Annotated in this window: 16 protein-coding genes and 1 pseudogene; 11 read left to right on the top strand and 6 right to left on the bottom strand. The window is 51.5% G+C overall.

What is annotated here, in order from left to right:
- Positions 1 to 18 precede the first annotated feature (18 nt).
- From AAGR22_RS15120 to AAGR22_RS15090, 7 genes are all read left to right on the top strand, one after another.
- The gene (locus AAGR22_RS15120) at positions 19 to 1,371 is read left to right on the top strand and encodes a TolC family outer membrane protein (RefSeq protein WP_345828301.1); all 1,353 of its coding nucleotides are present in this window, start codon (positions 19 to 21) and stop codon (positions 1,369 to 1,371) included.
- 36 nt (positions 1,372 to 1,407) lie between these two features.
- A complete protein-coding gene (locus AAGR22_RS15115) occupies positions 1,408 to 3,549 on the top strand; it encodes a type I secretion system permease/ATPase (RefSeq protein ID WP_067705612.1) in 2,142 nt (713 codons plus the stop codon).
- Positions 3,546 to 4,715: an HlyD family efflux transporter periplasmic adaptor subunit gene (locus AAGR22_RS15110; RefSeq protein WP_067705610.1), complete on the top strand. Its 1,170-nt coding sequence runs from the start codon at positions 3,546 to 3,548 to the stop codon at positions 4,713 to 4,715. Before AAGR22_RS15115 ends, AAGR22_RS15110 begins: the two co-directional genes overlap by 4 nt.
- A gap of 448 nt (positions 4,716 to 5,163) precedes the next feature.
- Positions 5,164 to 6,297, top strand: coding sequence for a porin OmpC (gene ompC / locus AAGR22_RS15105; protein WP_067705608.1), 1,134 nt, complete (start codon positions 5,164 to 5,166; stop codon positions 6,295 to 6,297).
- A gap of 412 nt (positions 6,298 to 6,709) precedes the next feature.
- Positions 6,710 to 7,747 (top strand): FAD:protein FMN transferase ApbE, encoded by a 1,038-nt coding sequence (gene apbE, locus AAGR22_RS15100; RefSeq protein ID WP_345828300.1) that lies wholly within the window; start codon positions 6,710 to 6,712, stop codon positions 7,745 to 7,747.
- 31 nt (positions 7,748 to 7,778) lie between these two features.
- A complete protein-coding gene (gene alkB, locus AAGR22_RS15095; RefSeq protein WP_067705604.1) occupies positions 7,779 to 8,423 on the top strand; it encodes a DNA oxidative demethylase AlkB in 645 nt (214 codons plus the stop codon).
- Between the two features lie 87 nt (positions 8,424 to 8,510).
- Positions 8,511 to 10,166, top strand: coding sequence for a multidrug ABC transporter permease/ATP-binding protein (locus tag AAGR22_RS15090; RefSeq protein WP_345828299.1), 1,656 nt, complete (start codon positions 8,511 to 8,513; stop codon positions 10,164 to 10,166).
- Between the two features lie 19 nt (positions 10,167 to 10,185).
- Here AAGR22_RS15090 and AAGR22_RS15085 read toward each other — a convergent pair whose 3' ends face one another.
- Positions 10,186 to 10,986, bottom strand: coding sequence for a 4'-phosphopantetheinyl transferase superfamily protein (locus AAGR22_RS15085; protein WP_345828298.1), 801 nt, complete (start codon positions 10,984 to 10,986; stop codon positions 10,186 to 10,188).
- 157 nt (positions 10,987 to 11,143) lie between these two features.
- On the opposite strand from AAGR22_RS15085, the gene AAGR22_RS15080 reads away from it, so the two are divergent.
- From AAGR22_RS15080 to AAGR22_RS15070, 3 genes and pseudogenes are all read left to right on the top strand, one after another.
- Positions 11,144 to 11,743: a LysE family translocator gene (locus AAGR22_RS15080; protein WP_345828297.1), complete on the top strand. Its 600-nt coding sequence runs from the start codon at positions 11,144 to 11,146 to the stop codon at positions 11,741 to 11,743.
- Positions 11,744 to 12,067: 324 nt separating this feature from the next.
- Complete coding sequence (locus AAGR22_RS15075; RefSeq protein WP_345828296.1) at positions 12,068 to 13,096, top strand: ElaD/SseL family deubiquitinase; 1,029 nt, start codon at positions 12,068 to 12,070, stop codon at positions 13,094 to 13,096.
- 36 nt (positions 13,097 to 13,132) lie between these two features.
- A pseudogene (locus AAGR22_RS15070) lies at positions 13,133 to 13,388 on the top strand (CcdB family protein).
- A 139-nt stretch (positions 13,389 to 13,527) separates the two neighbouring features.
- On the opposite strand, the gene AAGR22_RS15065 reads toward AAGR22_RS15070, so the two are convergent.
- From AAGR22_RS15065 to AAGR22_RS15055, 3 genes are all read right to left on the bottom strand, one after another.
- Complete coding sequence (locus tag AAGR22_RS15065; RefSeq protein ID WP_345828295.1) at positions 13,528 to 13,797, bottom strand: hypothetical protein; 270 nt, start codon at positions 13,795 to 13,797, stop codon at positions 13,528 to 13,530.
- A gap of 548 nt (positions 13,798 to 14,345) precedes the next feature.
- The gene (locus AAGR22_RS15060) at positions 14,346 to 15,095 is read right to left on the bottom strand and encodes a hypothetical protein (protein ID WP_345828293.1); all 750 of its coding nucleotides are present in this window, start codon (positions 15,093 to 15,095) and stop codon (positions 14,346 to 14,348) included.
- Positions 15,096 to 15,140: 45 nt separating this feature from the next.
- Complete coding sequence (locus AAGR22_RS15055) at positions 15,141 to 15,623, bottom strand: type VI secretion system tube protein Hcp (RefSeq protein WP_345828291.1); 483 nt, start codon at positions 15,621 to 15,623, stop codon at positions 15,141 to 15,143.
- 82 nt (positions 15,624 to 15,705) lie between these two features.
- On the opposite strand from AAGR22_RS15055, the gene AAGR22_RS15050 reads away from it, so the two are divergent.
- Entirely contained in the window at positions 15,706 to 16,497 is a 792-nt protein-coding gene (locus AAGR22_RS15050) for a DUF4225 domain-containing protein (protein WP_345828289.1), read from the top strand.
- On the opposite strand, the gene AAGR22_RS15045 is transcribed toward AAGR22_RS15050, so the two are convergent.
- Together AAGR22_RS15045 and AAGR22_RS15040 are read right to left on the bottom strand one after the other, a co-directional pair.
- Complete coding sequence (locus AAGR22_RS15045) at positions 16,485 to 16,811, bottom strand: hypothetical protein (RefSeq protein ID WP_345828287.1); 327 nt, start codon at positions 16,809 to 16,811, stop codon at positions 16,485 to 16,487. The genes AAGR22_RS15050 and AAGR22_RS15045 overlap by 13 nt on opposite strands.
- 231 nt (positions 16,812 to 17,042) lie before the next feature.
- The gene (locus AAGR22_RS15040; protein WP_345828285.1) at positions 17,043 to 18,251 is read right to left on the bottom strand and encodes an IS256 family transposase; all 1,209 of its coding nucleotides are present in this window, start codon (positions 18,249 to 18,251) and stop codon (positions 17,043 to 17,045) included.
- Between the last annotated feature and the right edge of the window lie 143 nt (positions 18,252 to 18,394).

Genomic DNA, 18,394 nt, shown 5'->3' with positions numbered 1-18,394 from the left:
TGGGAAAGTGGTGTCAAAATGAAGAAGAAGTGGGTTTCACTCTGCGTGGCCGCGCTGTTCAGTACGCTGGGACAACATGCGCTGGCGGCGTCCGAACCCAAAGCCCAGTTTAACTGGCGGGCCGCTCCCAGTGAGGAGCAGGTCGCCACGCTGACGCTGCGTGACGCGATACTGCGCGCGTTTGCCCGCAATCCCAAAATTTCCGAGGCTGCCGCGCAAATCCGCGTGGGCGAAGCCGATCTGGATGCGGCAAAAAGCGCCTGGTATCCCCAGCTCTCACTCCAGGCCTCTGGCGGCCGTTCTCACCAGACCGACTCCTCGGGAAGCCTGAACAACAATGGCTCCGGCGGCATTACGCTCAGCCAGCTGCTGTACGACTTTGGCCGCACCGGCGGCGCGATAGATGAACAGCATAAGCTCTCGGAAGCCTACCGCTACGCGCTGTACGACACCATGACCACGGTCGCGCAGGACACGCTCCAGGCCTATCTGTCGGTGAAGCGCTACCGTGCGCTGGTGGAAGCCTCGCGCAATAACGTGGCCTCGCTGATGCGGGTCAAAGAGATCGCCAAAATGCGTGCCGACGCCGGGCTGAGTTCGCAGTCTGACGTGCTACAGGCGGAAACGCGCATCGCCGGGATGCATGCGACGCTGGAGCAGTATCGCGCCGGGGAACGCACCGCGCAGGCCCAGCTGACGGTGCTAACCGGCGTGGTCGCGGGCGATCTGCCCGAACTGCCGCAGTCGCTGCTTAACCAGCAGGTCACCCTCGATAAGATCGCCTATGAGAAAAGCGCCGCCGTACGCAGCGCCCAGGCCAAACAGGAGGCCGCGCTGGAGCGTGTCCATCAGGCCGCCTCCAACCACTGGCCAACGTTGAAGGTGGAAGCCGGACGCACCCGCTATCAAAACAGCCGACAGTCCTACTGGGACGATGAATTACAGCTCCAGGTAGAGGCACCGCTCTATCAGGGCGGGCTGGTCAGTGCGAAGACCCGCGCCGCAGAGGGCGACAGAGAGGCTGCCGTCGCGGCGATCCAGCAGTCGAAGCTGGATATCAATCAGCACGCCTCCACCGCCTACGCCGATATGATCGGCGCCCAGCAGCGGCAAACGGCCGGGGAGCAGCAGCTCGGCAGTGCCGATCACACCCGCGCGGTCTACGCCGACGAATATAAGCTCAACAAGCGCAGCCTCAACGATCTGCTGAGCGTCGAACAGGACGTGTTTCAGGCCGACAGCAGCCGCCTGACGGCACTGTATGACGGCTGGGACGCCACGGTTCGCTATGCCGCCGCGGTCGATAATCTGCTGGATATCATGGGCATCGATCGTGAAGCCTCCAGCGGGCAAACCCTTCCTTCGCTCTGACGCTGGCCGGGCACCTTAACAGAATAAGGCAGTATTATGAGTAAACAGACCGCAAGCACCGAGAACTGGATTGACGCAATGCTCCGCGTGGCGGCTCGGTTTGGCAAACCGGCAGATGGCAAAACGCTGCGCCAGCAGATGCGCTGGTTTGAGCACCTGGCACCCGGCCAGCAGCTGGAGCGTCTGGCTGGCCTGCTGGGCCTGCATATGACCATGATGCCGCGCGAAAAAATCCGCTGGCGGCAGGAGGTCACCCCGGTGGTCCTGATCATGGAAAATGGCAGCGTGGTGGTGGTAGAGGCCATCGACGCTGAAGGTCACGCGCGCTACTGGCTGAGCGACGGCGGCGATGTGGTACGCGAAAGTGAACTGACGCTGCTGCTGGCGCAAAGCCAGCCGCAGGTGGGCATTATTGGCGTGGCCGCGCGGGCGCGCGATGCGCGCATTGACGAGTTCGTTCAGCCCTATAAAAAGCACTGGTTCTGGGAAAACTTTCGCGGCATGGGGCGGCGGATCATGGAGATCTCGCTGGCGTCGATTGTGGGGAACGTGCTGGCGCTGGCGGGCATCCTGTTTTCCATGCAGGTGTATGACCGGGTGATCCCCGCGCAGTCGGAATCCACGCTGTGGGTGCTGTTCACGGGCGTACTGATTGCGGCCGCCATTGAGTATCTGATCCGCCTGATGCGCACCCAGGTTTCCGATCTGATGGGTAAGCGCATCGATCTTAAGGTGTCGTCGATGCTGTTCGCCCGCGCGATGAGCATTCGCAATGAGGCCCGACCCAAATCGACCGGCTCCTTTATTTCCCAACTGCGGGAAATTGACCAGGTGCGCGAGCTGCTGACCTCGACGACCGTCGGGGCCGCCGCCGATATGCCCTTTGTGATCCTGTTCCTGTTTATTATGGCGTTTATCGGCGGTCCGCTGGTGATCGTGCCGCTGCTGGCGATCCCGCTGATTGTCATTCCCGGGCTGCTGGTGCAGTTCCCGATGGCGAAACTGGCGAAAGAGGGGCTGCGTGAGGGCGCACTGCGCAACGCGGTGCTGGTGGAAACCATCGAGGGGATTGAAGACATTAAATCCCTCCAGGCGGAACCCTATTTCCAGCGCCAGTGGGAGCAGACCCATGAGGTGAGCGCGGCAATTGGTATGCAGCAGCGGCTGTGGGGCGCGCGGCTGACCGGCTGGGCGTCCACCGTGCAGCAGCTCACCTATGCGGGGATGCTGGTCTCCGGGGTCTATCTGGTGCTCAGCGGTGAAATTACTACCGGTACGCTGGTGGCCAGCAGCCTGCTCTCCTCACGCACCATCGCGCCGCTGATGCAGCTGACGATGGTATTTTCGCGCTGGCAGCACGCGAAAAGCGCCATGAACGGGCTGGACGAACTGCTGAAAAAGCCGCTCGACCAGCCGGAAGAGGGCGAAATGGCGCACTGCCCCACGCTCACCGGGCACTACGATCTGCGCGGCGTGCAGTACAGCTACGACGAGGAAAATGTCAAAAATGTGGTCACCGTTGGGCAGTTGCAGATCAAACCCGGCGAGCGGATCGCCCTGCTGGGCAAAGTGGGGGCGGGTAAATCGACGCTGCTGCGGATGCTGGCCGGGCAGGCGCTGGCCACCCAGGGTAAGGTGATCGTCGACGGGGTGGATATCCGCCGGATTGACCCAATCGATCTGCGTCGCCAGCTCGGCTGGCTGTCGCAGGATTCGCGCCTGTTCTTCGGCACGCTGAGACAGAATCTGATGCTGGGTAATCCCCACGCCAGCGAGCAGGAGATGCTCCAGGCGCTGCGTATCAGCGGTGCGCTCAGCCTGGTCCAGCAGGATGCGGCCAGTCTTGACCGCATTATCAACGAAGGGGGAAGGGGGCTGTCGGGCGGACAGCGCCAGATGGTGATGCTCAGCCGGATGATCCTCCGTCAGCCGCAGGTGGTGCTGCTGGATGAACCCACTGCCTCCATGGATGAGCAGCTCGAAGAGCACGTTATCCGTCAGATGCAGGGCTGGCTGGCCGGACGAACGCTGGTGCTGGTTACCCATCGCCCGGCGCTGCTCAAGCTGGTGGATCGTATCGTGGTCATGGATAACGGCCGGATTATTGCCGATGGCCCGCGCGATGAGATCCTGCGCGTCGCCTCACCACAGGCTGCTGGCAAGGGGGATGCGGCATGAGTTTGCTACTGATTGACCGGAGTATGAAACGCAACGAGCGCCGGACTTCCTCCGTTATCTGGCTGTGCACGGCGGCGCTGGCGCTGTTTTTCATCTGGGCGCACTTTGCCATTCTGGATGAGGTCACCGTGGGTACCGGCAAGGTCACGCCGCTCAGCCGCGCGCAGGTGATCGAAAGCCTGGACGGCGGCATCGTTGACCAGCTTAACGTCCATGAGGGGAACATTGTCGAGAAGGGGCAGGTGCTGGCCCGGCTCGATCCGACGCGTTTTCGCTCTAACTTTGGTGAGGCGGCGGCCAAAGCCCGCACGCTGGCGGCTTCGGCTGAGCGACTGCGCTCCGAGCTGACCGGCGCGCCGCTGCGGTTCAGTGAGCAGACGCTGAAAGAGCCGGCTCTGGTGGCCAGGGAAACCCAGCTTTATCAGTCGCGACGCCGAAATTTGAATGAAACCGTCAGCAATTTAACCCAGTCAATGAAGCTGGTGCAGGATGAACTGCGCATGACGGAGCCGCTGGTGGCGAAAGGGGCCGCCGGGCAGGTGGAGGTGATCAGGCTGCGGCGGCAAATCAGCGAGCTGCGCGGTAAAATTGATGAAGCAAAGAACGATTATGCGGTCAGGGCGCGTGAAGAGCAGGTGAAAAATAACGCCGATCTGGATGCACAGCTGGAGGTGCTGACCGGTAAAGAGGATCAGCTCACCCGTGCCACCATTTATTCGCCGGTACGCGGGATCGTCAAGGATATCCAGGTCACCACCGTGGGCGGCGTGCTCCAGCCCGGCGGCAAGCTGATGGAAATCGTGCCGCTGGAGGATCAGCTGCTGATCGAAACGCGCATCAATCCGCGTGATATTGCCTATATCCGGCCCGGCCTGCCCGCCACCGTCAAGGTGACGGCGTACGACTCATCCATCTATGGCGATCTGCCGGGCGAGGTGGAAACCGTCTCCCCCGATACCCTGCAGGATGAGGTAAAACGCGATCAGTACTATTATCGCGTTTACGTACGTACGCAGAAGGCGGAACTGGCGAACAGGGCAGGGCGTAAATTCCCTATTGTTCCCGGTATGGTGGCGAATGTTGAAATTAAAACCGGTCAGAAATCAGTTATGGATTATCTGATAAAACCGCTTAATAAAGTGAAGGAATCGCTGCGCGAGCGCTGATAATCTGCGGATAACCCCCCCGGAAATAAAAAAAGCCGAACGCAAGGTTCGGCTGAAATCAGGGTAAAGCAAAACATTCGGGGTGAATGAGGGTAATACAGAAATAAAATGATGATAGCGGAGTTATTGTATAACCGGATGGTCACTAATTTTTATCATTCAGTGCTCAGAAATTACATTTTAAAAAATGTAATAAAAACAAAGTCTTGATTTATTATTGATGGATTCTTGATAATCCGTGCCATCATTATTAGCGATACGTGCTGTGTAAAATTCCTGCGAAATTTACGTTTAGCAATAGATTGGTTACAGTATGAAACACATTCGGAAATTTGGTATCATTTTCTTTATAGATTATTACGCGCTGGTCACTAGTATGGGCTTTCAGCTGAATAACAAATATTCAGTAAGCAGTGGCAATTATAATATAACCAGAGGGTAATAATAGATGAAACGTCAAGTTCTCTCCCTGATGATTCCTGCAATGCTGGTAGCAGGTTCAGCAGGCGCGGCTGAAATCTACAACAAAGACGGAAATAAGCTTGATCTGTTTGGCAAAGTAGATGGCCTGCACTATTTCTCTGATAACGACAGTAACGACGGTGACCAGTCTTACATGCGTTTTGGCTTCAAAGGTGAAACGCAGATTTCAAACGAACTGACCGGCTATGGTCAGTGGGAATACCAGGCAGCACTGAATAACGCAGAATCTGAAGGCACCGCCAACAGCTACACCCGCGTAGGTTTTGCGGGTCTGAAATTCGGTGATTCCGGTTCACTCGACTACGGTCGTAACTACGGCGTGGCCTACGATATCGGCGCATGGACCGACGTACTGCCAGAGTTTGGTGGGGATACCTACGGCGCGGATAACTTTATGTTCCAGCGCGGTAATGGCATGCTGACCTACCGTAACAATAACTTCTTCGGCCTGGTTGACGGCTGGAACTTTGCCCTGCAGTACCAGGGTAAAAACAGCAGCGCCACCGAGTCGCCAAATGGGCGTGATACGCTCGGACAGAACGGTGATGGCTGGGGTCTGTCAACCACGTACGATCTCGGCTCCGGCTTTGGTATCGGGGGTGCGATGTTCAGCTCTGACCGCACCACGGAGCAGAACGGCGGCACGGCAGACCGTTCAACGATTCTGGGTCGGGGTGATAAAGCCACCGCGTACACCGGCGGCCTGAAATATGATGCCAACAGCATCTACCTGGCGGCGATGTATACCCGCTCTTACAATGCCACCCGCTTCGGGAGCACCCCTACGGATGACACCCCGAATGCGGCCTACGGCTATGCGGATAAAGCGGATAACTGGGAGCTGGTTGCACAGTACCAGTTCGACTTCGGTCTGCGTCCTTCCCTGGCGTTTGTCAGCTCTCGCGGCAGCGACATTCAGGGTTATGGCTCACAGAACCTGAAAAAGTATGTTGATGTGGGTGCGACCTACTACTTCAACAAAAATATGTCCACCTACGTTGATTACCAGATCAACCTGCTGGATGACAGTAAGTTTACCGACGCTGCGGGCATCAATACGGATGACATCGTTGCGCTGGGCCTGGTCTACCAGTTCTAAACTGGCTGGAGCGCAGCACCGCTGCGCTCCCTGTTTATTTTCCCTTCAAAGTACTCCGGTTGCCTTCTCGTTTTTCTTTTGCCCTTTATATTCACTCCCTGAACGTCTGCTCCTTCTCCTGCTGCTACTGCGAGACCGCATTAGCGACGATGTGGACGATAGAGCTGTTTGGTATGCGTTTGCTTGTAATGCTTATAGCCTGAAAAGATAATCAGCGCGGTGCATACGGCAAGGAGTAGAAAATAGATCATAGCGGATCTCCTCTGTATCCAGGGTTTTGCTGCTCTCAGAGAGCGGCGTCGGGCAACCATTCTGGTGAGCATTTTTATGATAATCAAGTCATTATCCCGGGCAGATAGCGGCAGAAAGGGCCGTTTTCGGACCAAAATTTACTAAAGGTTGTTAAGCTTTGATGAAGAAGAACACGCTGTATTATGCTGGTTTAGCAGCATTTATTACCCTTACCGGCTGTGACAATCAAAACCAGAGTCCTGCCGATCCGGGGCTGGTTCTTGAGGGACGCACAATGGGAACATTCTGGAGGGTTAGCCTGGCTGGCGTTGCGCCTGAGCGTAAAAATGCGCTACAAAAAGCGGTTCAGCAGCAGCTCGACGAGGACGATCGGGAGCTGTCGACCTGGAAACCCGATTCCGCTCTTTCCAAATTTAATCAGTATCGCGGCAGCGACCCGCAGCCGATCAGCGATAATATGGCGGACATCGTCACGCTTGCGCTGCGTATCGGGAAGAATACCGACGGTGCGATGGACATCACCGTAGGGCCGCTGGTCAATTTGTGGGGCTTTGGACCGGATAAGCAGCCGGTAAAAACCCCCACCCAGGCGCAGATTGATGCCGCCCGTGCGCTGACCGGCCTGCAGCATCTGCAGGTGATTCAGAAGGCTGAGGGTGCCTGGCTGCAAAAAGATTTGCCCGGCCTCTATGTTGACCTGTCAACGGTCGGGGAGGGGTTTGCCACCGACCATCTGGCTCGCCTGATGGAGAAAGAGGGCATTAACAGCTACCTTGTTTCCGTCGGGGGCGCGGTACTGACCCGCGGCATGAATGCGCAGGGACGCCCCTGGAAGGTGGCGATTCAAAAACCGACCGACAAAGAGAACGCGGTACAGGCCGTGGTGGACTTGCAGGGGCACGGTATCAGCACCTCGGGCAGCTACCTCAACTACTATGAACTGGACGGCAAGCGAATTTCCCACGTCATTGACCCCGTCAGCGGACGCCCCATTCAGCATAAGCTGGTGTCGGCGACGGTGATTGCCACTACGGCGCTGGAAGCCGACGGGTGGGATACCGGGCTGATGGTGCTGGGCGAGGAGAAAGCGAAGGCGCTGGCGCTGCGGGAAAAGCTCGCCGTCTATCTGATCGTTAAGCAGGGTGATGGCTTTGTAACCTGGATGTCGCCACAGTTTAAAGCCTTTATCCGGCAATAACCGGGGCAGCGCGCTGCCCTGAGGAGCCACCATGCTGGACTTTTTTAGTGAAGACGCCCCCTGGGCGGAGCCGCTGGCCGAGGGGGCCGTTATCCTGCGCCGCCGCGCGCGCGATGAGGCGGCGGGGCTGATGACGCTGGTCAGCGAGGTCTCGGCGCAAAACCCGTTTCATCACCGTATTACCCCTGGCGGCCATCGCATGTCGGTCGCCATGACCAACTGCGGGAACTTTGGCTGGTCAACCGACGCCAGGGGCTATCAGTATAGCGTTCAGGACAGCGCCACCGGCAAGCGCTGGCCGCCGATGCCGGAGCGGTTTCGCGCCCTGGCTGCCGCCTGTGCGGCAGAGGCCGGATTTGAGAGTTTTCAGCCTGACGCCTGCCTGATCAACCGCTACGAGCCGGGGGCGAAGATGAGCCTGCATCAGGATAAGGATGAAGAGGATCTCAGGCAGCCTATCGTTTCCGTTTCGCTGGGGCTGCCGGCGGTGTTCCAGTTTGGCGGCTTCGAGCGCGGTGATGCCGCTCAGCGGGTGCTGCTGGAACATGGCGACATCGTAGTGTGGGGCGGCCCGTCCAGGCTGCGCTTTCACGGCATTCTGCCGCTGAAGCCGGGTATCCATCCCGCCACTGGCGCATTCCGCTATAACCTGACCTTCCGTCGCGCTTTCCGTTAGCGGCAGAGGCTCAAGTGAGAATAGTTATTGATATCGTCCGGGCAGTCATTAAACTGCAGGCTGCGTAGACTTTACCTGGATGATGTCATGGAGTTGCTTCACGTTGTTTACCGTCAGTACCGCTGGCCGTTTCTGGGCGTCATTGCCCTCAGCCTGCTGAGTGCCGCCCTCGGCATCGGGCTGATCGCTTTTATCAACCGCGAGCTGATTGTGACCCTGGGTGCCTCACTGGCGGTGCTGCCGCAGTTCCTGGGGCTGCTGCTATTGCTGCTGGCGGTGACCCTCGCCTCTCAGCTTGCGTTGACGATGCTCGGTCACCATTTTGTCTGGCGTCTGCGCGGCGAATTTATCAAACGCATTCTGGATACCCAGGTGGAACGTATCGGGCAGATCGGCAGTGCGCAGCTGCTGGCGGGGCTGACCAGCGATGTGCGCAACATCACGATTGCCTTTGTGCGCCTGCCGGAGCTGATCCAGGGCGTTATCCTGACCCTCGGTTCTGCCGCTTATCTGGCCTGGCTCTCGCCCCGCATGCTGCTGGTTACTGCGGTCTGGGTCACGATAACCATTATTGGCGGCTGGCTGCTGGTCTCCCGGGTTTATCGCCATATGGCTAAGCTGCGCGAAACCGAGGACCAGCTCTACGCGGACTATCAGACCATCATTGATGGACGTAAGGAGCTGGCGCTTAACCGCCAGAGGGCGCGAATGATCTATGAAAACCTCTATCAGGAAAACGCCAAAAACTACCGTCACCATATCGTGCGCGCCGATACCTTTCACCTCAGCGCGGTAAACTGGTCCAACATTATGATGCTGGGCGCCATTGGTCTGGTCTTTTACATGGCGAATACCCTGGGCTGGGCGGACACCGCCGTGGCGGCCACCTACTCACTGACGCTGCTGTTTCTGCGCACGCCGCTGCTCTCTGCGGTGGGCGCGCTGCCCACGCTGCTCAGCGCCCAGGTTGCCTTTAACAAGCTGAATGCCTTCCGGTTGGCCGATTACCAGCCAGAGTTTATTGCCCCCGGCGAGGCGAAGCGCTGGCAGACCCTTGAGCTTAAGGATCTGGTTTTCCACTATGGCGATCGCGGTTTCCAGGTCGGGCCGGTTAGTATGACGCTCACGCGCGGTGAACGGGTCTTTTTGATTGGCGGGAACGGCAGTGGAAAATCGACGCTGGCGATGCTGCTGACCGGGCTTTATACGCCGGTATCCGGGCAGATCCTGCTGGATGGCGAGGTTATAGATGATTCAAACAGGGAGAGTTATCGCCGCCTGTTCTCAGCGGTATTCACGGACGTTCACCTGTTCGATCGCCTGATTGATGATAATGGCCAGGCCGCCGATCCTGTCAGGGTTGAGCAGTGGCTTGAGCGGCTGGAAATGCGCGACAAGATTAAGCTTAACGGTAACAAGGTGCTTAATCTGGCGCTCTCTAAAGGCCAGAGTAAGCGGCTGGCGCTGCTGCTGGCGGTGGCCGAACAGCGTGATATCCTGCTGCTTGATGAGTGGGCGGCCGATCAGGATCCGCATTTCCGCCGTATATTCTATCGTGAACTGCTGCCATGGCTGCATGAGATGGGTAAAACCATTCTCGCCATCAGCCACGACGACAGCTATTTCCTGCATGCCGATCGCCTGCTGGAGATGCGTGACGGTCGGTTGAGTGAGCTGACCGGGGAAGATCGCCAACAGGCTACGCTGGATGCGGTAAAACGCACCGGAACGCTGGGGGCCTGACGTCAGTCAGGCCGGGCTTTTATGGCGCCTGCGTAGCGTCATGGGCCCCCTCGACGATGACCCAGCTGAGCAGATGACTGGCGTCACTCAGCGTATGCCCGCTAAACTCGCATCCGGCGGGAAAGCGCGGGGAGAAATCCTTCAGCAGCCTGAGCGTTACGCGCTCTGCCTGCGGTGAGCAGGAGATAATCTCCGCGTCGCTAAAATGCATAAACTGTCGAAGCGACGGGAAAAGCGCTTTGTACAGGCTCTCCTTTAGTGAAAAGGCCGCGGTCAGCGCCGTGGCAAAGGGCAGGCCGCTCTGCTCAAGCTGCTGCCTTTCCTCCTCATTCACAATCGTGCTGGCCAGCTCCTGCGCGGTTTTGCCCTGCATCACCTCTTCACAGTCCACGCCGGGCAGCAGCGCGCAATCTGCCGACGCCAGCAGCAGGCTGACGCAATGCCGGGTATGCGACAGCGATCCGACGATGCCAGCGGGCCAAATCGGCGCACGCTGCGCATCATTGCTGAGAATATATCCCTCAATGCCATAGTGCGACAGCGCCTGTCTGACCAGATAGCGGCTGGCAAGATACTCCGCCTGACGCTTGTCGACTGCCCGCTGCAAGTGTGCGGGAAACGGTATATCCAGCGTGGAGAACAGCGTCGGATGGTAAACCTCCGGGCTGTATCCCAGTTGAAAAAGGGTTATGGCAGGGAAGTCGGGCAGGGCGGTGCGGACGATATCACCGAGAAAGTGCGCGTCGGGCACCACCGGAAAGGTGATATGTGCGTTTCCACAGCGAACGAGTGGCGTTTGAGATTGGAGTGTGTCGGCCACCGTGGGTCCCGTCTTATGAGCAGTGAAAACAGTTAACGGCATTATAGAGTAGCGCACCGCGTCTGATGAGGTTTTTTCCTGAGGCCAGAACGGGCATAAGCGTAAATCGCTAAGCTTATGCTGAACATAACGCCATGATCAATTATAGTTAAAGGGTATGGATATTAACCTTATCGGCTTTATGCCCGCACTTCTGCCCGTGGCTCTCTCCCCCGGAGCAAGCTTCACGCTGGTGATGAGCAGCGCTCTGGCGGGCGGGCGTAGGGGGCTATTCAGAACGCTGGCCGGAACGGCTTTGGGCATATACACTCACGCCCTGCTTATCGGACTTGGGATAACTGCTGTAGTTGTCTCATCTCCAGCCATTTTTGGTGCACTGAAAATAGCAGGGACAGCCTATCTCCTGTGGTTAGGGATTATGCTCATCCTCAGCGGCCTTACATCAAAGCCTGATAAACCTGATAACAGGCGTTCGTCCGTTACGGTGAAAGAGGCGTGGCTGGCTAACGTTCTTAACCCCAAAGCCATTATGTTTTATCTGACGGTGGTATCTCAATTTGCCGGAAAACAGGCGGGCATTAGTAACTATTTGACCCTGGCTTCCGTGCATGTGCTTGTTATGAGCATCTGGCTTATTGTCATCAGCCATATACTCATTTTTTCCGCAAGGAAAATTAATCCACTCAGGTTGAAAAGAACCATCAATACCGCTGGAGGGATGCTACTGATTACTTTTTCATTATATAGCCTGATGTGATGAATTCAGGCTAATTAATAAATCCGCAGACATTAAGTTAGATTTCCCACCCCGCCAGACGCCCCAGATCCATGACTGGACTGACCCCAGAGCAGCAAAAAGACATTATCTCACTCATCACGTTGGTTAAGAAAACAGGCGATGATGTAGCCCAATTCATCCAGGTACATGCTCTGTTGTTAAACGATTGATAGCAAAACATCGCTTAACTGATCATCCGGTAAACCTACAGAAAAGCGAATATTGAAATACATTTACTGTCGAGTGATTTAACATAAAAGATGTGAAAATTAGTTATGTTCCTTAACTCTAAGAGAAGAAAAAATGATTGCACCGCTTTGTTTTAATTATCATATAAATATTGAGCAGTTCGAAAACTTATTCGAAGACGATGTAAATAGCGAAACTCTTGATGTATTGAGTCAATCAGCCGCAGACGGCAACCTTGATTGTATTGATATTTTGCATAACCTTGCCCTTCGTAATGATGAGGCAGGTAACAGATCTGAGGATATCCTTTTTGATTTGTTTAGCGGAAAAACTCAGGGGAAGAAAGGGATAGACGAAGAGATTCAACTGGCCAGCCTTAGATTATATGAAATGACATGTAATAGTAAAGAAGCGAATGATCCAGATAGGAGTAAGTTTAATTCTCCCTCTAAACTGCTTTATATGGCGGGTTCTGCCTTAACTCATGCAACGCAGAAACAGGATGTAACCGCTATTTTCAGCGGCGGGAACAGGAGCCAGTCACCGTACGAGCAGTTTGTCGACCAGGATTTATGGAGTCGCGCTCGCATGCTGACAACGGATGAGATAAATGCTGCCATGTATGATGTAAATCAGGACGCTGATAATTTGTCATTAAACTTCCCCATTGGACTGATTGAGCCTGAAACAAACATAAATATGCTGTCTGAACAGATTGGTGAAAAAATAAAATCCAATAATATTTCTGATAAGCCGGAGGTTTTTCCAATAAATACAGGGGATCACTGGGTTATGTTTTCTTTGTATAAAGATGGATCCGATCATATAAATAAGTGTGTTGTATTTAATTCTTTGGGTGATTTAAATGGAAATACAAAAAATAACTTGATTGATTCAGCAAGAGCAGCAGGAGTGCCTAAAGAAAATATCGCATTCATTAATGGGAATATGCAGGAAAACGTGCCAAACGGATGTGGGGTATTTGTGGTTAAAGCGATAGAGTCACTCTCCAAATCCCCGGAGAAAAATCCAGTAGATACGATTAAAGAGTTCGTTGATGATTTTGCAAAATTATCAGCAGAAGATCAAACGACATTTAATATACAGACACGTCGTCAACTGTATGAATATAGCATCCTGTAGAGGTGCGTGGCAGAACTGACTAAATGACCGTCGCCCCTGCTGTCTGATGTAACAAGTGATATTCTCAGCCGGCTGAGCCGCAGGATTGCGATCCCGCGGCCGCCCTTTAAAGTATCCCGACAGCACACGATCGGAACGGCTGGTTTCGCTTGTCAGACTGACTGATGATAATGAGTATGCAGTCATGACGCATGAGATGGCGAGAATTCCCACTCGTTCTCTGGGGGCTGTGTTCTGCGATGCTTCCCCTTATCGTACCCAGATCAAAATTGCGATTGATTTTCTTACCTGATATTTTTTGCTCACCTGACCGCAGATAATATAATAGCAGCTAATATAGAAATCAGATAAAACGCAGTCGCAGTCATCCACATGGCGGATAAATACCTCATCCATGGCTGAATTTTTAAGTCATTCTCCTCAAAAAAAAATTATAAGCAGGGTCGTTTTGCTTGAGCAAAAAAATCTTCTGTTTCTTGCTCAATCTGATAAAAAATCTGCTCATGGGGAAAACACCAAAAAAAACCAACCATATGGTTAAATGAGGCAGGAGCGGGGAATGTATATTTTTCTTTGAAAAGTGAGACTAAATTTTCATAACGACGCTTATTGGCCAGGTAGAGAAAAAACGATATAAAAATAAGTAAACTGGCAAATAGTCCAAAGAACAATTCTGACCTGGCTAGTATATGTTCAATCACCGGTTGACTCCAAAAACATATTGACCAGTTTCTCACCTGCCACACTACCAGCGTAGCCTCCGGCGATTCATATCTCATTCACTATGCGATTGATAACGAGCAGGAGGCTGAGGGGATCTATCAGGCAGAAAGGGTTAAGTACGAAAAAAACATTCTCATGAAATCCCCCCCTTCCAAGAAGAAAAAGAGAAAGGGGGCCAGATTATAATTTAACGAGATGTTAACTATCTTGGTGGAGAGAATATGATCTTAGTTTCAATTTCGGCTTCATGAGTTAGTTCGTCAGTCTCATTGTTAAAATCTAGTATTACCATTTCAGGGTCGTATATGAAAAAAATCAGTTTCTTTAAATCTTTGTTATATTGATAACGTTTGATATCGATTAGAATTTGCTCAGCTAATAACCCTGGCTTCGAGTTTTTTCTGGGTGTCACATGCTTCAGTTCTATACCAGTATTTATATCCTGAATGAAAAAATCTATTCTTGAATTAGAACCTAGTTTTTCAGTAGTAAAGTATTCTTTACTTGCATTGGGAAAGATAATGAGTCATAAAGAGAAGAAAATATCTTGTAAATCTAATTCGTCTTCAATAGTTATGCACGGTCTATTATTATGTCTCCTGGTCATTTGAATGATAAATAAATGCAGGTTTGTAAGGAGTAATACTAAATATTCTTTCTTGATATTTAATTCTGTGTTATTCTCACTATCTTCTGCAGAACTCAGGAAGCTAAACATAACAGCATGATAAGACCTTAATATTTCTTCTTCAAAGTTGTTTGTGTATTTATTTTTGCTAAAATAAATTACACCGATAAGTACACATATCATAATTATCTCAGAAAATAGAAATAATATCAGAACCCCCCTGTTCAACCTTAATTCAAAAGTAGGCTCGTATTTGAATTTTTTAATTCTTTTAGCTGGTGTGACTTTATTGTCAACTTCGTAGTGTTCTGATAATTTATAATGAACATTTAGCATTACAGCTGGATTTACTGGCAAAAACGCAAATATGTCGCCTTCGGGTTCAATATTGCTAATCCCATCATTGAAATTTCTCAAGGTCATAAAGGCTTGCTCAGAATACTTCATTGCTTCTTTGTCAGTTACTACTGTTGCAATTATAGGGTTATTCAAATTATTGGGCAAGAATACACTTTGAATTAACACCAGATAACATAGTGCATATATTGTTATGCCAATAACAAACCCTATGATTCCATATCTTGTCATTCTTCTGGATTTTAAAATAAAATTAGCTGTATCATAAAGTTCTCCACTGGCTATAGACATACAGTTTGCACCCTAAAACATAATGTTATTAATTGAAGATGAAAATTAAATTTCCTTATTGTTTTTAATATTCCAACCTGACTGACTTTCTGCGCCTTTGCCGCCAGTAGAGGATTGCTCCCAATACTGGGTTTTGACTTTTGAAGCCTCAAATTGGTAGGACAATCCTATAAGGTCGCGATTTGTCGTACCTTGGAATGTTACGTTTGTGATCAATACGTCTTCCAAAGTGATACGACAGTACTCAATCTGATTGCCACCTGCTTTACAGACTGATAGTTCTACTTTACCGATATGCTTGCCATTTGAAACGTATCGCATGATAGCTGGTGTTGCTTTGTCGATTTGGGTCTGAACTGTTAGATCACGATACTGAACCTTACCAGCGCCGCCGCCGCCCCCAACTGACATATTACCAGGTTGCGTTGCACCCCATGTGAAAGAGTCTACGTTGATCCAGCCTTTGTGGTTGCTGTCCTGAGATTCACCTGTAATGCCGTCGATTTTTAAGAAGAGATCAGTACTCATGATTGGTCCTTTTTCTTTCACTTAGCAAAAATATCTGATTAAATAAAATTATAGATATACATAATGACACAAAGGCTCAGTCATGGACTACTGGAAACCGAACAGATTCGCAGATTACTTCCTAACAATGGCAAATGCAGAGGCAAATCAGCTACTTGCTCATGCCAATCACCTGTCTCTTATCTATCTTAAAGACGGGCTTAATCGCTTGCAGTTTCAGGACGAAGTTAAAGCTTTTGTGAATGCGCAACTTAACATAATCCGGTCCGGATCTTCAGATGAGCAGTGCCAGGAATGCATACAAAATCTGAAAAAGGAAAATGAATATCTAACGATTCAGGACAGAATGCTTCGTGCTGGTACAGCTGCTGTACATGCGTCAGTTGAGCTCGTTAAGAAGGGAGATATCTGGGGCTATGTGATAAATGGAGTAGGAGTAGTTCTAAGTGGCCTGCAGGTCATAGCCGGAGTATCGGTCATTGGCGCTTCCCTTGCTACCGGAACAATCATTGGAACTGCTTTTGGCGGAATGTTAGTTCTTCATGGATTAAACGGTGTTCAGGAATCAGTTGAGAATCTGATTTATGGCAAAAGCGATAGCGAAGGGCTGCTGAAGCAGGGCTATGTGGCTACTGCGGAATTTTTGGGCTTCGATCAAAAGGTCGGACAGATAGCCTATAGCTCAATGGATCTCGCGCTATCGGTGTATGGCATTGTTCGCCTGGTTCAGAAACCTGAGGCCTGGAGGCTTTTCTACTTCCTCAACACTGATTACGTTCGCGGTATCAAGGAAATGAGTAGAAAAGAGCTGTTTATTGAAGTTTATAACGACGGCATGGCAATCAAATCTATCAGTGATAATTATAATGAATGACCATGTTTTCTCATGAATCTGAACGCTTTAAATGCAGGTTTCAATGGAACGAAAACATACATGATTCCGAAACCTATTAAAAACGTAATTGAGTAAGAGACAAGGCTTTCATGAGTGCCATGGCTTAATGTGAAGATAAAGCCTGCGAAAAGTATGAGCAGCAGGATAATGGAAACAACAAATCTCTTTGAAAGTTGAGATAACAACCAAGGGTAGGGGTAGGCGTCTTTCTCAGCATGTTGACGAATCACGGAAATTTCTTTAGGTGTGAACCCTTCCTGTCGTAGAAGTTGTTCGATCTGTATTTTATTCATATCCATTATCTGTGAAACATGAGAACATGCCAAGATTGTAACCGATAAGCTATGCTTAACACAAACTAAAAGACCCCAGATTCGGAATAGAGGTCTTAGTCATTTAGTGTATTAGCTTAGTCTTGATCTGACTTTTTTAACTGGCAGCAGGCAATCTAATCTGAAAGTCTGTTTTAAGCAAAATTAGGACAGAACCGAGCCTGTAAATAATTCTGTGTAACTGCCAACGTATTAGAGGTGATCGCTCAGGCGGTCACCGAACTCGATAATAAAGCGACTCATCGCCAGCCGCCAGTTTCGGATCGGCATATTCCATTTTTTTGAAGCATCCCTGATCGCCAGATAAATGACTTTCCGCACCGAGTCATCCGTCGGGAACACCTTGCGTTTCTTTATTGCCTGACGGATCACGCTGTTCAGCGATTCGATGGCGTTCGTAGTGTAAATAGCTTTACGGATATCCGGTGGATAATTGTAAAACGTATTGAGATTTTCCCAGTGTGCATACCAGCTTTTACTGATTTGCGGGTATTTATCGTCCCAGCCCCCTGCGAACTGCTCCAGAGCCATTAACGCCGCCTCTTCTGTTGGAGCCTGATATACCGCTTTCAGCCCGCCAGTCACGGCTTTGTAGTCCTTCCACGACACGTATTTCAGGCTGTTACGCACCATGTGAATAATGCACAGCTGGATATGCGTTTGGGGATAAACGCTGTTTATCACATCCGGGAAGCCCTTCAGACCGTCCACGCAGGCAATCAGGATATCCTGAAGGCCCCGGTTTTTAAGCTCTGTCAGCACGCTGAGCCAGAACTTTGCGTCTTCGTTTTCTGCCAGCCACATGCCCAGGAGCTCTTTCTGGCCTTCGGTATTAATGCCCAGTGCGAGGAAGACGGCTTTATTAATCACGCTACCACCGTGGCGAACTTTTACAACAATACAGTCAAGATAAACAATGGGATAAAGTGCATCCAGGGGGCGATTCTGCCACTCTGTGACCTGCTCTTTAACCGCATCGGTGACTTTAGAAATCAGCGTGGGTGAAACATCCGCGTCGTACATCTCTTTGAAGGTGGCGACGATTTCTCGCGTGGTCATGCCTTTGGCGTACAGGGACAAAATCTGGCTGTCCATCCGGGTGATACGCGTCTGGTTTTTCTTTATCAGTTGCGGTTCGAAGGTGCTTTCACGATCGCGTGGCGTACTGATTTCAATCTCACCATCATCACAAAGCAAGGTTTTTGACGAGTAGCCATTACGGGTATTGGAGCCTGTTTTGGGGGCGTTCTTCTCGTGGCCGATGTGATCAGTCAGCTCAGCATTGAGCGCTGTTTCAACGGTAAGCTTTGTCAGCATACGGGAAAACTGATTGAGATCGGCTTCGGTTTTAAGGCCTTTAGCCAGTTCAGTCGCAAGGGCTCTGAGTTTCTTTTCGTCCATAAATTGCCTGTCTCCGTTGTTGGAGTGAAGATATCAAAAACAGGCAGATACACAATTTAAATTACAGGCTCCTTAGTCACGATCTTTGGATCATAAAGTAGAGTTGCTATTCTTGTAGCTGAGTATAATGTTAGATGCAAATA

It is taken from the genome of Erwinia sp. HDF1-3R (assembly GCF_039621855.1).
In the GTDB taxonomy this organism is placed as follows: domain Bacteria; phylum Pseudomonadota; class Gammaproteobacteria; order Enterobacterales; family Enterobacteriaceae; genus Erwinia.
Note: the sequence above shows the minus strand (reverse complement) of the source record. Positions and strands in the feature narration are given on the sequence as shown.

Bases quoted from the DNA above. Each gene is read 5' to 3' on its own strand.
- AAGR22_RS15120 (WP_345828301.1), top strand. From the start codon at position 19: ATGAAGAAGAAGTGGGTTTCACTCTGCGTGGCCGCGCTGTTCAGTACG.
- AAGR22_RS15115 (WP_067705612.1), top strand. From the start codon at position 1,408: ATGAGTAAACAGACCGCAAGCACCGAGAACTGGATTGACGCAATGCTC.
- AAGR22_RS15110 (WP_067705610.1), top strand. From the start codon at position 3,546: ATGAGTTTGCTACTGATTGACCGGAGTATGAAACGCAACGAGCGCCGG.
- ompC (WP_067705608.1), top strand. From the start codon at position 5,164: ATGAAACGTCAAGTTCTCTCCCTGATGATTCCTGCAATGCTGGTAGCA.
- apbE (WP_345828300.1), top strand. From the start codon at position 6,710: ATGAAGAAGAACACGCTGTATTATGCTGGTTTAGCAGCATTTATTACC.
- alkB (WP_067705604.1), top strand. From the start codon at position 7,779: ATGCTGGACTTTTTTAGTGAAGACGCCCCCTGGGCGGAGCCGCTGGCC.
- AAGR22_RS15090 (WP_345828299.1), top strand. From the start codon at position 8,511: ATGGAGTTGCTTCACGTTGTTTACCGTCAGTACCGCTGGCCGTTTCTG.
- AAGR22_RS15080 (WP_345828297.1), top strand. From the start codon at position 11,144: ATGGATATTAACCTTATCGGCTTTATGCCCGCACTTCTGCCCGTGGCT.
- AAGR22_RS15075 (WP_345828296.1), top strand. From the start codon at position 12,068: ATGATTGCACCGCTTTGTTTTAATTATCATATAAATATTGAGCAGTTC.
- AAGR22_RS15060 (WP_345828293.1), bottom strand. From the start codon at position 15,095: ATGTCTATAGCCAGTGGAGAACTTTATGATACAGCTAATTTTATTTTA.
- AAGR22_RS15055 (WP_345828291.1), bottom strand. From the start codon at position 15,623: ATGAGTACTGATCTCTTCTTAAAAATCGACGGCATTACAGGTGAATCT.
- AAGR22_RS15050 (WP_345828289.1), top strand. From the start codon at position 15,706: ATGGACTACTGGAAACCGAACAGATTCGCAGATTACTTCCTAACAATG.
- AAGR22_RS15045 (WP_345828287.1), bottom strand. From the start codon at position 16,811: ATGAATAAAATACAGATCGAACAACTTCTACGACAGGAAGGGTTCACA.
- AAGR22_RS15040 (WP_345828285.1), bottom strand. From the start codon at position 18,251: ATGGACGAAAAGAAACTCAGAGCCCTTGCGACTGAACTGGCTAAAGGC.